At 67.4% G+C, this 14,221-nt stretch carries 12 protein-coding genes; 9 read left to right on the top strand and 3 right to left on the bottom strand.

The genetic code is table 11. The features are described from left to right. Positions 1-4: 4 nt before the first annotated feature. On the top strand, positions 5-1,069 hold the full coding sequence (locus BLQ58_RS13020) for a VWA domain-containing protein (RefSeq protein WP_092598515.1): 1,065 nt from the start codon (positions 5-7) through the stop codon (positions 1,067-1,069). A gap of 218 nt (positions 1,070-1,287) precedes the next feature. After that, the gene (locus tag BLQ58_RS13025; protein ID WP_254775925.1) at positions 1,288-2,286 is read left to right on the top strand and encodes a class I SAM-dependent methyltransferase; all 999 of its coding nucleotides are present in this window, start codon (positions 1,288-1,290) and stop codon (positions 2,284-2,286) included. 49 nt (positions 2,287-2,335) lie between these two features. On the opposite strand, the gene BLQ58_RS13030 is transcribed toward BLQ58_RS13025, so the two are convergent. Beyond that, a complete protein-coding gene (locus BLQ58_RS13030; protein ID WP_092598519.1) occupies positions 2,336-3,760 on the bottom strand; it encodes an aldehyde dehydrogenase family protein in 1,425 nt (474 codons plus the stop codon). 100 nt (positions 3,761-3,860) lie between these two features. Here BLQ58_RS13030 and BLQ58_RS13035 point away from each other — a divergent pair, with 100 nt between their 5' ends. From BLQ58_RS13035 to BLQ58_RS13060, 6 genes are all read left to right on the top strand, one after another. Continuing rightward, positions 3,861-4,793, top strand: coding sequence for a LysR family transcriptional regulator (locus BLQ58_RS13035; protein ID WP_092598522.1), 933 nt, complete (start codon positions 3,861-3,863; stop codon positions 4,791-4,793). Positions 4,794-4,828: 35 nt separating this feature from the next. Next, on the top strand, positions 4,829-5,731 hold the full coding sequence (locus BLQ58_RS13040) for a LysR substrate-binding domain-containing protein (RefSeq protein WP_092598773.1): 903 nt from the start codon (positions 4,829-4,831) through the stop codon (positions 5,729-5,731). 144 nt (positions 5,732-5,875) lie between these two features. Continuing rightward, positions 5,876-6,625 (top strand): SDR family NAD(P)-dependent oxidoreductase, encoded by a 750-nt coding sequence (locus BLQ58_RS13045; protein WP_092598525.1) that lies wholly within the window; start codon positions 5,876-5,878, stop codon positions 6,623-6,625. Between the two features lie 84 nt (positions 6,626-6,709). Next, complete coding sequence (locus BLQ58_RS13050) at positions 6,710-8,041, top strand: MFS transporter (RefSeq protein ID WP_092598528.1); 1,332 nt, start codon at positions 6,710-6,712, stop codon at positions 8,039-8,041. Positions 8,042-8,061: 20 nt separating this feature from the next. After that, positions 8,062-8,907, top strand: coding sequence for a transketolase (locus BLQ58_RS13055; RefSeq protein ID WP_092598531.1), 846 nt, complete (start codon positions 8,062-8,064; stop codon positions 8,905-8,907). Beyond that, complete coding sequence (locus tag BLQ58_RS13060) at positions 8,904-9,914, top strand: transketolase family protein (protein WP_092598534.1); 1,011 nt, start codon at positions 8,904-8,906, stop codon at positions 9,912-9,914. Before BLQ58_RS13055 ends, BLQ58_RS13060 begins: the two co-directional genes overlap by 4 nt. On the opposite strand, the gene BLQ58_RS13065 is transcribed toward BLQ58_RS13060, so the two are convergent. Together BLQ58_RS13065 and BLQ58_RS13070 are read right to left on the bottom strand one after the other, a co-directional pair. Next, positions 9,909-12,272, bottom strand: coding sequence for a cytochrome P450/oxidoreductase (locus BLQ58_RS13065; RefSeq protein WP_092598538.1), 2,364 nt, complete (start codon positions 12,270-12,272; stop codon positions 9,909-9,911). The two genes, BLQ58_RS13060 and BLQ58_RS13065, sit on opposite strands and share 6 nt — an antisense overlap. A 29-nt stretch (positions 12,273-12,301) precedes the next feature. Beyond that, positions 12,302-13,273, bottom strand: coding sequence for a Bug family tripartite tricarboxylate transporter substrate binding protein (locus tag BLQ58_RS13070; protein WP_092598541.1), 972 nt, complete (start codon positions 13,271-13,273; stop codon positions 12,302-12,304). 101 nt (positions 13,274-13,374) lie between these two features. Here BLQ58_RS13070 and BLQ58_RS13075 point away from each other — a divergent pair, with 101 nt between their 5' ends. Further along, positions 13,375-14,193 carry an IclR family transcriptional regulator gene (locus BLQ58_RS13075; protein ID WP_092598544.1) on the top strand — a complete coding sequence of 273 codons (819 nt, stop codon included), beginning with the start codon at positions 13,375-13,377 and terminating at the stop codon, positions 14,191-14,193. Positions 14,194-14,221 lie beyond the last annotated feature (28 nt).

Raw genomic sequence — 14,221 nt, forward strand, 5'->3', positions numbered from 1 at the left:
GGGCATGCAGTTTCTCTGGCCGCAAATGCTCTGGCTGCTGCTTTTGCTCCCACTGCTGGCAGCCGCCTACGTGTATCTGATTGCCCGGCGCAAGAAGGCAGCCCTGCTTTATGCCAGTCTTGCATTGCCGCGCGCCGCGCTGGGGCCCGGCCAACGCCTGCGGCGCCACATTCCTCCCGTACTCTTCCTGCTTGCGCTCGGTGCCGCCCTGCTGGCCTGCGCGCGGCCCAGCGCCACCATCACGCTGCCGTCCGACACCATCACGCTGGTGCTGGCGATGGATGTCTCGCGCAGCATGGAGGCCACCGACGTGGCGCCCACGCGCATCGCCGCCGCCCAGCAGGCCGCGCGTGACCTGGTGGTGGGGCTGCCGTCGAGTGTGCGGCTGGGCATTGTCTCGTTCGCCGCCACCGCAGCGGAGGTGCTGGCGCCGACCGACAACCGCCAGGACATGCTCGATGCGCTCGACCGCTTCCAGCTGCAGCGCGGCACGGCCACCGGCAGCGGCCTGATACAGGCACTGGCCGTATTGTTTCCCGATGATGGCATCGACCTCGAAGCCGTCCTGTTCAACGACGGTGCACCGTTGGTGGGCAGGCCCGCTACGTCACTTGACGAAGCCACTGCGGCCGACGCCGCGCGCAAGCGCGCGAAGGAGCGGCCCGCGGTACAGCCGGGCTCCTACCGCCACGGCGCCGTCATCCTGCTCAGCGATGGCCGCCGCACCACGGGCCCCGACCCCCTCGACGCGGCGCGCATGGCCGCCCAGCGGGGCGTGCGTGTCTATACCGTGGGCTTCGGATCGGCGCAGGGCGGTGTGGCAGGCGAGCCGCTGCTGTCCTACTTCATGCAGCTCGACGAGCCCGCCTTGCGCGCCGTGGCCAATATCACCGGCGGCGAATACTTCCAGGCCGGCTCGGCGGCCGACCTCAGCCGCGTGTACCGCCAGCTCAGCGCCCGCTTTGCGCTGGAACGCAGGGAGACCGAGGTCGGCGCGCTGTTCGCCGCCGTCGCCAGCCTCTTGCTTGTGGCGGCATGTGCGCTTTCCATCCTCTGGTTCCGCCGCTGACTCCAGGTTATGTGTGCTACCGCACCAAATGCGCACTAATGGAAGCTTTTCGGACACTGCTGCACTGCAGTAAGACTGCTTAACTTCCCCCGAACGCGTCAAACGGCTGTGCCATCGAGCACCTGCCGACTCAGTCCCATACCCAGGAATTCCTGCCGACGATCGCGCAGCAGCGCGACGCTGGGCATGGTCTTTTTTTTTACTTTGTTGGGGGTGACATGGAGCAGTCCGATACGCTTGCAGCTGCCTGGCAGGAAACTGTGACGGCCGCCGATCCACCGATGGTCAGTCCTCAGCGGCATCCCGAAGGGCGGGATGGTCGTGGCCACGACTACCTGCAGCGCCTGCAGCCCTATCTGAAGGCGGGCGCCGCCGTGCAGGATGGCTGGTTTCCCCGGGCGCCGATCCGCTATACGCGCGGCATGCGTGCCAATGCGCACTACTTCAGTCATCCGAAATGGATGGACGACTGGCTGGCCAATGTCCATCGCTATCCGCAATGGCGCGAACGCTGGCATGCCGTGACGGGACCGCTCGACGGCAAGGTCCTGGTGGACGTGGGTTGCGGCCCCGGCAACGTGCTGGCTACGCTGGGCGGCACGCCGCGCGTGGCCATCGGCGTCGATGTCGCGGAGGGCAGCCTGCAGCGCGCGGCAGGCGTCGGCTATGTCCCGCTGCAAGCCGATGCCCACGACATGCCGCTGGCGACGGGCATCGCCGACATCGTGGCCATCAACGGGTCGCTGCACCACTGCGACGACATGGCCGCCGTGCTGGTCGAAGCCGCGCGGCTGGTCAAGCCGGGCGGGGTGCTGATCACGGACCATGATCCCCAGTTCACGGCGTGGAACTTCCGCGGTCTGGCCATGCTGATGTGGCGGCTGCGCGTGCCGATCTACCGCTGGCTCAAGCGTGGCGGTCACGCCGCCGCCGATAACGAGCAGTACTGGGCGCTGGCCACCGAGCTGCATCATCGCCCCGGCGACGGTGTGACCGAGACCTTTCTGCGCGGCGTGCTGGAACCACGCGGATGGCAGGTGAAGGTGCTCCCGCACAATCATATGGTGGGGGCCGAAGTATTCGAGGGGCAGATCGGCCCGGCGCCATTGAAGATGCGCATGGCGCAGCGCCTGTCAGGCATCAGGCCGGGCACGCCGCAGGCGGCGATGAGCCTGTTCTGCGTGGCGAGGGCGCCCGGGCAGACCGCCGGCACCTAGCGCGCCGCCGCCGACGGCGGTCGGGCGCGGTGGAACGCGGCGGCCGTCGTCACCCCGCCACGCCCAGCACGGCCTTCGGCTCCAGGAACGCTTCGAGGCCGAACGTGCCGTACTCGCGGCCGATGCCCGACTGCTTGAAGCCGCCGAACGGTGCGGCCGGGTCATGCGTGACGGTGTTCACCAGCACGCGGCCTGCTTCGATGCGCGAGGCCACCTCGCGTGCCCGGGACACGTCGCTCGACAGCACGTAGGCCTGCAATCCATATGGCGTGTCGTTGGCGATCGCGATGGCGTCTTCCATATCGCGGCAGGTCAGGATCGACAGCACCGGCCCGAAGATCTCCTCGCGGGCGATCGTCATGTCGGCGGTCACATCGCTGAACACGGTCGGCCGGACGAACCAGCCTGCCTCGATGCCGTCCGGCCGGCCCGGGCCGCCAGCAAGCACGCGGGCGCCTTCCGACATTCCGATGCCGATGTAGCGTTGCACGCGATCCCATTGCTTCTGGCTGACCATCGGGCCGATGGTGGTGGCGGCGTCGCGCGGGTCGCCAGCGTGAACGTCGGCCATGGCAGCCACCAGGCGCGCCTCGAACTCGGCCAGCCTGGCGTGCGGCACCAGAATGCGCGTGCCGGCGATGCAGGCCTGGCCGCTGTTCATGAAGCCGGCCTGCAGCACCAGCGGCACGGCCTGATCGAAGTCGGCATCGTCGAGCACGATCACCGGCGACTTGCCGCCCAGTTCCAGCGTGGTGCGCTTGAGCGATTCGGCCGCCGTGCGCAGGATGTGCTTGCCTACCGCCGTCGATCCCGTGAACGACAGCTTTGCCACGTCGGGATGGGCGGTGAGCGCGGCACCCACCGTGTCGCCACGGCCGGTGACGATATTGAAGCCGCCTGGCGGCAGTCCGGCCGCGTGCAGGGCCTCGGTGACGACGCGAGTCTGCAGCGCGCTCATCTCGCTGGGCTTGACCACGGCGGCGCAGCCCGCCGCCAGCGCCGCCGCCAGCTTGCCGGTGATGAAGCCGGCATCGTTGTTCCACGGGGTGATCAGGCCGGCCACGCCCAGCGGCTGCATGACGACCTCGGAAGTGCCCATGCGCCGCGTGAACGCATAGTTCTCCAGCACGCCGGCGGCGTCGCGCAGCACCTCGCTGGCGTGCCGGGCCATCCAGCGGGCGCGCGACGCCGGCGCGCCGTATTCCTCGACGATGGCATCGAGCAGGTCGTCCTCGCGCGCCAGCACGGCAGCGTGCATGCGCAGCAGCATGTCGATGCGTTCGCGCGGCGTGGTGCGCGAGAACGTCGGAAAGGCGCGTTTGGCGGCGGCCACCGCGTGGGCGGCATCCACTTCGTCGGCCAGCCGCGCGTGGCCAATGACCGCCTCTGTAGCCGGGTTGAACAAGGCGAATTGTTCTTCGCCGTGCGGCACGACAAAGGCGCCGTCGATATAGATCTGGTCGATGCGATACATGGGGTACGAGAAAGCAGTTGGCGTTGTCATCAAGATAAGACGCCGGCATTGGGCTGACTAGCCATACAATCGTTTATGAATCGTTAAACAGAATCGAACAATGAAGACTTCGGGGCTAGGCGAGCTTGAGGCCGTGCTGGCGGTGGCGCGTCATCGCGGTTTCCGGGCGGCGGCCAATGAGATGGGGGTGTCGACCTCCGCATTGAGCCATGCCGTGGCGGGGCTGGAAGCCCGTATCGGCGTGCGGCTGTTCAATCGCACGACGCGCAGCGTGTCGCTGTCCGAAGCCGGGGCGCAGTTCGTTGCCACCGTTGGGCCCGCGCTGTCCACCATTCGCGAGGCAATGGATCGGGCGGGCAGCTATGGCGATACGCCGTCGGGCACGTTGCGCATCAACACGTCGGTGGGCGCGGCGCATCAGGTGATGGCCGTGTTCGTGGCGTTCCTGGCGCGCTATCCGGAGATGAAGCTCGATATCGTGACCGAAGGCAAGCTGATCGATATCGTGCTGGAGGGCTTCGACGCCGGCGTGCGCCTGATCGAAACCGTGCCGCAGGACATGGTGGCCGTGCCGTTCGGCGACCGCCAGCGTTTCGCCGTGGTGGGCAGCCCGGCGTACTTCGCCAGCCATCGCAAGCCGCGCACGCCGGCAGACCTGAAGGCGCATCGCTGCATCCGCAGCCGGATGCCCAGTGGCACGATCTACCAGTGGGAATTCGAGCGCCATGGCGAAACGGTGCGCTTCGACGGCCAGGGCAGCCTGACACTCGACGATGGCAGCCTGATGCTTGCGGCGGCGCGCGCGGGCGTCGGGCTGGCCTACCTGACCGAGTGGACGGTCAGCGCCGATCTCGCGGCCGGCACGCTTGTGCGCGTGCTGGAAGACTGGACGCCGCCGCTGGACGGCCTTTGCCTGTACTACCCGAGCCACCGCCATGCCCCGGCCGGCTTGCGCGCGCTGGTCGGGACGATCCGCGAACACGCCGAGACGCAGCGCCAAAGCGCGCGGGGCGGCAGGCAGAAGCAGCCATAATGGTGGCCGCCGCGTTCAACCCTTCGCCGATCGTCATGCGCATTCCACCCGTCAAGGCCATCGTCGCCTTCGAAAGCGTCGCCCGGAACAAGAGCGTCAACAAGGCCGCCGAAGAACTTGGGCTGACGGCCTCGGCGGTCAGTCATCAGCTTGCCAGGCTCGAGGAAGCGGTCGGGCAGGCGCTGTTCTTCCGGCAGGGCCGGGGGCTCGTGCTGACGCCGGTCGGTGAGCAATACCTGCGCGACGTCACTGGCGCGCTGGCCGAACTGAGCCGGGCCACCGAACGCGCGTCCAGCCCAGGCGCCGTCGATATCCTCAGGGTCCATACCAGTCCGAGTTTCGGGCTGATGTGGCTGCTGCCCCGGCTGGCGTCCTTCCAGGCGGACAACGGCGACATCCAGCTGAACCTGTCTTGTTCGTACGAGGACGTGTCCTTCACGGCCGGCTTCTATGACCTCGACGTCCGGCACGGCCATGCGCACTGGCGCGATCTTGAGGTGAAGACGCTCCGGCACGAGCGCATCCTGCCGATGGCGTCGCCGGACTACCTGCGCAAGCATCCCGTGCGCGATCCTGCCGATCTGGTCGATCGTCGCCTGATCTATTCCGAAACGCCGCTGGTCCGCTGGCAGCAGTGGTTCGCGCGCTTTGGCGTGCCGGCCGCGCGGAAGTCGTTCGATTTCTCGTTCGACCGTTCGTACATGTCGCTCGAAACCGCCGCGCTGGGGCTCGGCGTCGCACTGGAAAGCTCGCTGCTGGCATCGGTAATGCTGCGCAAGGGCGCGCTGGTGCCGGTGTTCGAGGCGCAATACGCGGTGGAGGTGGCCAGTCACCACGTCGCGTATCCGGCACAGAACGCCGAGCTGCCGCGTGTGGCGCGCTTTCTGGCCTGGCTGGACCGCGAGGTCAACCGTCCGCGCGAAGGGGCGGCCGCCTGAGCGGCGCCGAGGGTTTTCCCCGGAGGGCGCGCCGGCCGACATCTGAAAATTTCTCAACGATAGTTGAGCCCGAATGCATTGATCGGCGCTCCGCCTGCGACAAAACTGGACCCATCGTCAAGTCGAAACAGAAGGAGACATGAGATGCTGGTCGAGAACAAGGTAGTGATCGTCACGGGCGCCGCCTCGCCGCGCGGTATCGGCAAGGCTACGGCGCGGGTGCTGGCGGCACAAGGCGCCACGGTGGTCATCGTGGATCTGCAACAGGAAGCGGCCGAAGCCGCTGCCGCCGATCTGGGCGAAGGCCATCTGGGCCTGCGCTGCGATGTGACCGACAAGGCGTCGTGCGAGGCCGCCGTGCACGCGACGATGCGTCGCTACGGACGCATCGATGGCCTGATCAACAACGCGGGCATCACGCAGCCCATCCGCACGCTGGATATCGGCGCCGCGAACTTCGATGCCGTGGTGGACGTCAACCTGCGCGGTACGTTGTACATGTCCCAGGCGGTACTGCCGCAGATGAAGGAGCAGAAGCGCGGCAGCATCGTCTGCATGTCGTCGGTGTCGGCCCAGCGTGGCGGCGGCATCTTCGGCGGCCCGCACTACAGCGCGGCCAAGGCCGGCGTGCTGGGTCTGGCCCGCGCCATGGCGCGTGAATTCGGTAGCGACCGTATCCGGGTGAACTCCGTCACGCCGGGCCTGATCCAGACCGATATCACCGGCGACAAGCTGACGCCCGACATGCGCGCCGACATCATCCAGGGCATTCCCCTGGGCCGCCTTGGCGACGCCGAGGACGTGGCCAACGCGTGCCTGTTCCTGGTCAGCGACCTGTCCACGTACCTGACCGGCATCACGCTCGACGTGAACGGCGGCATGTTGATCCACTGACGCCCGGCGGCCTCCGAAACGGACGGCCGCACCCACCATGTCAACGCACCCGGGACCACCCGGGGCACCGGCAGGAGACACTCCATGAAGACGAAATACGTACCGTCGGCCATTGCGGCCGACGCGGTGATGCCGCGCGCCGATGCGGCCACGTTCGAGTCGCGTACCTATGCCAAGGTCATGCGACGCCTGATTCCATTCCTGATGCTGTGCTATCTGGGTGCCTACCTGGATCGCGTCAACGTGGGCTTCGCCAAGCTGCAGATGCTCAATGACCTGCAGTTCAGCGAGACCATCTACGGCCTGGGCGCCGGCATCTTCTTCCTCGGCTACTTCATCTTCGAAGTGCCAAGCAACGTGATCCTGCACAAGCTCGGTGCGCGCAACTGGCTGGCGCGCATCATGCTGACGTGGGCGGTCATCTCGGCAGGCTTCGCCTTCGTCAATACGCCGACGCAGTTCTACGTGCTGCGCTTCCTGCTCGGGGTTGCCGAGGCTGGCTTCGCGCCCGGCGTCATCCTGTACCTGACGTACTGGTTCCCGTCGGAGCGCCGGGCCAAGGCGCTGTCGATGTTCTTCATGGCGATTCCGCTCGCGGGCATCATCGGCGGGCCGCTGTCAGGCTGGATCATGCATGCGCTCCACGGTGTGCACGACCTGGCCGGCTGGAAGTGGCTGTTCCTGATCGAGGCGCTGCCGTCGCTGGTGCTCGGCATTGCGATCCTGTTCTACCTCGATAACGGCATCCAGGGCGCGAAGTGGCTGTCCGACCAGGAAAAGGCGCTGCTGACCCGCAATGTCGACGGTGACAACGCGCAGAAGGTGCAGCACCTGTCGATCCGCGCATTCATGGCAGACCGGCGCCTCTGGCTGATGGCCGCGATCTACTTCTGTGTGGTGCTGGGCCAGTACGGCCTGACCTTCTGGCTGCCGACCATCATCCGCAAGACCGGTGTGGCCGACCCGCTCTGGGTGGGCATCCTGACGGCCGTGCCGTACCTGTGCGCCATCGTCGCGCTTCCGTTGATCGGCCGTTCGGCGGATCACCGCCGCGAGCGCCGCCTGCACCTGGCCATCCCGATGCTGGTCGCCGCCGTGGGCTTCGCCACGCTGCCGATGCTGGGCAGTGTCACGGCTGCCATAGTGTGCCTGTGCGTTGCCGCAGCCGGGATCATGGCGTCTTCGTCGCAGTTCTGGGCGCTGCCCACCGCGCTGCTTGGCGGCATGTCGGCGGCGGCCGGCATCGCCGCGGTGAACTGCGTGGCCAACCTCGCGGGCTTCTTCTCGCCGGCCATCGTCGGCTGGCTCAACGACCTGACGGGCAAGTCCACCGCAGGCCTGATGTTCATCTCGGCAACGGTCGTCTGCGGCGCGCTGCTGGTCTTCCTGGTGCCGGCCCGCACCGTCAACCGCTGAAATTCCTTTCTGGAGTCATCATGAGTCGTACCAATCTCGACGCGCCCGTGTCGCTGGCCGAGCGCGCCTACCGTATCCGGCGCAATGCCATCCTGATGGGCGAAGTGCAAGGGCAGGGCTACGTCGGCCAGGCGCTGGACATCGCCGACGTGCTGGCCGTGGCCTACTTTGGCGCCATGAAGTTCCGCCCCGAGGATCCTGAATGGGAAGGGCGCGACCGCTTCCTGCTGTCCAACGGCCACTACGCCATCGCGCTGTATGCGGCGCTGCTCGAAGCCGGCATCCTGCCCGCCGAGGAACTCGAAACCTATGGCAGCGACGACAGCCGGCTGCCGATGTCGGGCATGGCCAGCTATACGCCCGGCATGGAGATGTCCGGCGGTTCGCTGGGCCAGGGGCTGACGATTGCAGTGGGCCGCTGCCTGGGTCTGAAGCGCAAGGGCTCGGACGCGTTCGTCTACACGCTGTTCTCGGACGGCGAGCTTGACGAAGGGTCCATCTGGGAAGGCATCCTGTCGGCCAGCCACTGGAAGCTGGACAACCTGATCGCCATGGTTGACGTGAACAACCAGCAGGCCGACGGCCCGTCGACGCAGATCCTGTCGTTCGAACCGCTGGTGCCCAAGCTGGAAGCATTCGGGTGGTACGTGCAACGCGTGGATGGCAACGACATCGACGCCGTCGCCAGCGCGTTCCAGAACGCCCGCGCGCATCAGGGGCCGCAGCCGCGCATGATCGTCTGCGACACGCGCATGGGGTGCGGCGTGCCGTTCCTGGAACAGCGCGAGAAGAACCATTTCATCCGGGTGGAAGCCCACGAATGGCAACTGGCGCTGCAGGCGCTGGAAGCCGGGAGACAAGCATGAGCAACACTGTAAATACCGGCAAGGCCCGGCTCAAGACCTCGGCGATGATCGCCTCGATTGCCGGCGAAGGGCAGGCCACGCGTGCCGCACCGTTCGGCCACGCGCTGACGGCGCTGGCCGCGCAACGGCCCGACATCATCGGCATGACGGCCGACCTGGGCAAGTACACCGACCTGCATATCTTTGCCAAGGCCTATCCCGAGCGGTACTACCAGATGGGCATGGCCGAGCAGTTGCTGATGGGCGCCGCCGCCGGCTTCGCCCATGAAGGGGCGGTGCCGTTCGTCACCACCTACGCGGTGTTCGCCACGCGGCGCGCCTACGACTTCATTCACCAGACGATTGCCGAGGACAACCTCAACGTCAAGATCGTCTGCGCGCTGCCGGGGCTGACCACGGGCTACGGCCCGAGCCACCAGGCGGCGGAAGACCTGGCCCTGATGCGCGCCATGCCGAACATGACGGTGATCGACCCGTGCGACGCGCTCGATATCGAACAGATGGTGCCGGCCATCGCGGCGCATGACGGGCCGGTCTATGCGCGGCTGCTGCGCGGTAATGTGCCGGTGGTGCTGGACGAGTATGACTACACCTTCGAACTGGGCAAGGCCAGGCTGTTGCGCGATGGCGCCGAGGTGCTGGTCATCTCGTCGGGCATCATGACGATGCGCGCGCTGGAAGTGGCCAAGGCGCTGGAGGCCGATCGCGTGGGCGTGGCGGTGCTGCATGTGCCGACCATCAAGCCACTCGACACCGAGACGATCCTGCGCGAAGCCCGCAGGCCGGGCCGCCTGGTGGTGGTGGCCGAGAACCATACGGTGATGGGCGGGCTGGGCGAGGCGGTGGCAGGCACGCTCATGCGCGCGGGCGTGCATGTACCGTTCCGGCAGGTGGGCTTGCCCGACGCATTCCTGGACGCCGGCGCGCTGCCGACACTGCACGACCGCTACGGCATTTCGGCCGGTGTGATGGGGCAGACCATCAAGGGATGGCTGGGCTATTCATAGCGCCAGCACGATCTTCCCGCCGCGCGCGGCACGTGAGCAGCACGACATCATCCGGTTGTTCGCGTCGCGCTCGGTGCGGGTGAGCACGACGTCACGGTGGTCGATGTCGCCAGCCAGCACGCGCACCTCGCACGAACCGCACAGGCCTTCCTCGCAGTCGCTCTGCACGTCGATATTGGCGCAGCGCAGCGCGGTAAGCAGGGTCTGGTCGGACGGGACGTCGAGCGTCAGCCCGGAATCCTTCAACTCGACGGTGAAAGCCAGTTCTTTCGATGGGTCGAGAGTGCCCAGCGTGGAGCTGAAGTGCTCCACGCGAAGCGTGTCCTCGGGCCAGTTGGCGCAGCATGCTTCCAGTGCCTCGATCAACCGCGCCGGGCCGCAGGCGTAGATGTGCGTGCCGGTGTCCGGGCTGGCGAGCAGTTGGCCGAAGTTGGCGCGATGGCCTTCATCGGCGGCATGGACGTGCAGGCGGTTGCCGTGCAGCACAGCCAGTTCGTCGAGCAGGGCCATGGCCTTGCGCGACCGGCCGCAGTAGTGAAACACGTAGTCGATGCCGAGTTCGCGCGCGCGCCGCGCCATGGCGCTGACCGGCGTCACGCCAATGCCCCCAGCCACGAAGATGGCCTTGCGGCAGCTTTCGTCGAGCCGGAAGTGGTTGCGCGGTCCTCGTACCTTGAGCTTGTCGCCGACGCGCAGGTTGGCGTGCAGCCAGGCAGAACCGCCACGGCTTTCCGGCTCGCGCAGCACGGCAATCTCGAACGCGTTGGCATCGGCCGGGTCGCCGCAGAGCGAATACTGGCGCGAGATGCCGGTGTGGCCGCATTCGACGTCGATATGCGCGCCGGGCGTCCAGCGCGGCAGGGGGCGGCCGTCCTGCGATGCCAGGCGGATACGCAGCACGTCCTGCGCGGCCGGCTCGACCGCCTCGACCACCAGCGTGCGGCCGATATTGCCGGTGGGCTCGCCGATGCGCACCGCGTCGCGGGGTGCCAGCACGGCGGGATCGGTGCGTTCGGGATTCAGCGCGGGATCCCATTCCACCCACAGGTGCTCCGGGCCACGGAACGACGTGTTGGGCACGTAGGTGAAGTGCTGGTCGGCCAGCCGCAGGTGCGGCAGACGGCTGGTCAGCTCTTCGAGGAAAATCTGCATTTCCATGCGCGCCAGGTTCTTGCCCATGCACTGGTGCGCGCCATAGCCGAAGGTCAGCTGGTCGCTGGCGGTGTCGCGGTGGATGTCGAACAGGTCGGCATCCGAGAAATGGCGCTCGTCATGGTTGGCCGACGATGTCACGATCAGCAGCTTGCTGCCTGCCGCCAGCGGGATGCCACCCACCTCGGTGTCCCGCGTCACCACGCGGCGCCAGGCGGCCACCGATCCGTTGTGGCGCAGGCATTCCTCCACGGCGTTGGGAATCAGCGCCGGGTCTTCGCAGATCTCGCGCCAGACGTCGGGATGCTGCAGCAGCAGCTTGATGGCGTTGGCCGATGCATTGGCCGTGGTCTCGTGCGCGGCCACGATGCCGGCCATCATCATCGAGTGCAGGTACGAATCGGTGACGACCTCGGGCAGCTCCTGCTGCTTGCGGATGCCATACTGCATCCAGCCCGCTCCCGATGGATCGTCGCGCATCTTGTCGAGGATGCGGCCCGCCAGCTGCCAGAAGTTGCCCACGGCATGGGCCACGGCCACCTGTTCTTCGGGCTTCGGCCGGCCCCACGTGTTCACCGTGTGGGCGATCGAATACTGGCGCAGCAGGTCCATGTCTTCCTCGGGGACGCCGAGGAAGTGCAGGGCGACGGTCAGCGGCACCTCCCAGAGCATCTGGTCGACCAGATCGGCGCGGCCATCGTCGATGAAGCGGTCGACGTATTCGCGCGCCAGCCGGCGCACCAGCGGCTCATGGTGCACCAGTTCCGCCGGGGTGAACGGCTCCATCAGCGCGCGGCGGCGCGGCATGTGGGCCGGCTCGTCCTCGTTGACCAGTGTCCGGTTCATCGCATAGCCGTACGACGCCAGCACGGCGTTCGCTTCGTCGCCGGTCGGGGTGATCTTCTCCAGGGCGATGGCCGGGCTGAACGTGAGGTTGTCGCGGAAGATCGCCTTGATGTCGTCGAAGCGGGTCACCACCCAGTAGCCCAGTTTCGGGCTGTAGAACACGGGTTCCTGCTCGCGCGACCAGCGCAGGTAGTCGGGCGGATCCTGCTGGTAGCCGTCCTCGAACGGATCGAACGCCGCGGCGTTGTGGCTGACCGGGCAGCCGTTCGGCGCCAGGACAGGGGACGCGCCGGCGGCTCCCAGTGCGGCGTGGTCGATCGGGCAGCCCGCGCCGCGCGCGGGTGGGGTGGACTGGGTCATGCGGAACTCCAACTACGGGCGGTGGTGCGTCAGTCGAGCGAAATCTTCAGGTCGTGGATCAGCCGGGTCCAGCGTGCGGTCTCGCTGCGCAGCAGGTCGGCGAACTGGGCCGGGGTGTTGCCGACGGGCTCCACGCCGAAGTCGACCAGCTTCTTGTGGATGGCGGGGTCTTTCACGGACGCCACTACCTGCCGGTTGAGCGTGTTGATGACCTCGGGCGGCGTGGCGGCCGGCACCACCATGCCCACCAGCGCGGCGGCTTCCACGTTCTTGTAGCCAAGCTCGCCGAAGGTCGGCACGTCGGGCAACTGGGGCAGGCGCGTGGCGTTGGCCACCGCCAGCGGGCGCACCTTTCCGCCCTTGATGAAGCCCGCGCCGGCGGCGTAGTCGACCATCATCGCGGGAATCTGGCCGGCGGCCACGTCGGACAGGGCCGGCGTGGCACCGCGATACGGCGCGTGGGTCATGGTCAGGTTGGCTTCGGTCTTGAGCAGCTCCATCGCCAGATGGTGCGGGCTGCCGGCGCCCGCCGAACCGTAGTTCACGCCGCCCGGCGTCGCCTTGACCTGGGCGATGAACTCCTGCGCGGTCTTGGCCTGCGTGCCGGGGCCGACCACCAGGATCATCGGAAAACGGCCCAGCAGCGTCACGGGCGCCAGGTCGCGCGTGGGGTTGTAGGACAGCGTCTTGTACAACGCGGGATTGAAGACCAGCGTGCCGTTGTCGGCCGACAGCACCGTGTAGCCATCGGGCGCCGAGCGGGCAGTCTCGGCAGCGCCAATCGCGGTATTGCCGCCCGGCTTGTTATCCACCACCACTGGCTGGCTGACGCGGGTCGACAGCCCTTGTCCGATGGTGCGCGCCAGGAAGTCCGATCCGCCTCCCGCCGGGTACGGCACGATCCACCGGATCGGCTTGGCAGGCCAGGCATCGGCGGCATGTGCGCCGGTAACCACTGCAAAAGACAGCGCAAGCAGCGCCAGGGGCTGGAAGCGGGGCATCGGGGTGTCTCCTTGGTATTTGGCCGGATGGTGGTGGGCCTCTTTTGCGTAAATCATATACGCATTGCGTAATCAATGAATGAGGGTTAACCTCGGGCGTCATGACTTCTGCTTCCGAATTCTCTCCGGACCCCGGTCCCCGCCCGCGCGAACGCCGCCAGCGCGTGCAGGCCGCCGAAACCGGCATGGCCGTGCTGAAGACACTGGCGCGCCTGGGTGGGCGGGCCAGCCTGACGGCTATCGCGGGGCAGATCGGTGAAAGCCCGGCCAAGGTGCACCGCTATCTGGTGAGCCTGATGGAGGAAGGGTTCGTCGCACAGGAAGCGAACACCCAGCAGTACCACCTGGGCATCGAGGCGCTGCAGATCGGGCTGGCCGCGATGCGCCAGGCGGACCCGATCCGGCTCTCCGAAGCGTCGCTGGCGCGGCTGCGCGAGCGGCTCGAAGTGACGTGCTTCATCGCGGTGATGGGCAACAAGGGGCCCACCATCGTCAGGATCGAAGAGCCGGGCCTGCCGGTGACGGTGAACGTGCGGGTGGGGTCGGTGATGCCGCTGCTGTGGTCGGCCACGGGCCGCGTGTTCCTGGGCATGCTCGACGATTCGAACGTGCAGGCGCTGGCGCGCGCGGAACTCGATGTGCTGACGCCGGGACAGCGCGCGGACCTGGACGCGAAGGACCCGCTAGGGGCGTTGCGCAAGCCCGTGCGGGCACAAGGCTGCGCGGCGGTGCGCGATACCAACCTCAAAGGCATCAGCGCGGTGGCGGCGCCCGTGCGCGATTACACCGGCCGGGTTTGCGCGGTGCTGACCGCGCTGGGCGCCACTGGCGGCTTCGATCCGTCGATCGACGGACCGATCGGCCGCGCTGTGCGCGAGGAAGCTGCGGCCATCAGCGTCTTGCTGGGGTTCGCGGGCTGATCCTCGGGGGGCGGCGGCCCGATGCCGC

This window comes from Ralstonia sp. 25mfcol4.1 (assembly GCF_900104095.1).
Lineage (GTDB): Bacteria > Pseudomonadota > Gammaproteobacteria > Burkholderiales > Burkholderiaceae > Cupriavidus.

Coding starts and splice junctions, on each gene's coding strand:
- BLQ58_RS13020 (WP_092598515.1), top strand. CDS start 5: ATGCAGTTTCTCTGGCCGCAAATGCTCTGGCTGCTGCTTTTGCTCCCA.
- BLQ58_RS13025 (WP_254775925.1), top strand. CDS start 1,288: ATGGAGCAGTCCGATACGCTTGCAGCTGCCTGGCAGGAAACTGTGACG.
- BLQ58_RS13030 (WP_092598519.1), bottom strand. CDS start 3,760: ATGTATCGCATCGACCAGATCTATATCGACGGCGCCTTTGTCGTGCCG.
- BLQ58_RS13035 (WP_092598522.1), top strand. CDS start 3,861: ATGAAGACTTCGGGGCTAGGCGAGCTTGAGGCCGTGCTGGCGGTGGCG.
- BLQ58_RS13040 (WP_092598773.1), top strand. CDS start 4,829: ATGCGCATTCCACCCGTCAAGGCCATCGTCGCCTTCGAAAGCGTCGCC.
- BLQ58_RS13045 (WP_092598525.1), top strand. CDS start 5,876: ATGCTGGTCGAGAACAAGGTAGTGATCGTCACGGGCGCCGCCTCGCCG.
- BLQ58_RS13050 (WP_092598528.1), top strand. CDS start 6,710: ATGAAGACGAAATACGTACCGTCGGCCATTGCGGCCGACGCGGTGATG.
- BLQ58_RS13055 (WP_092598531.1), top strand. CDS start 8,062: ATGAGTCGTACCAATCTCGACGCGCCCGTGTCGCTGGCCGAGCGCGCC.
- BLQ58_RS13060 (WP_092598534.1), top strand. CDS start 8,904: ATGAGCAACACTGTAAATACCGGCAAGGCCCGGCTCAAGACCTCGGCG.
- BLQ58_RS13065 (WP_092598538.1), bottom strand. CDS start 12,272: ATGACCCAGTCCACCCCACCCGCGCGCGGCGCGGGCTGCCCGATCGAC.
- BLQ58_RS13070 (WP_092598541.1), bottom strand. CDS start 13,273: ATGCCCCGCTTCCAGCCCCTGGCGCTGCTTGCGCTGTCTTTTGCAGTG.
- BLQ58_RS13075 (WP_092598544.1), top strand. CDS start 13,375: ATGACTTCTGCTTCCGAATTCTCTCCGGACCCCGGTCCCCGCCCGCGC.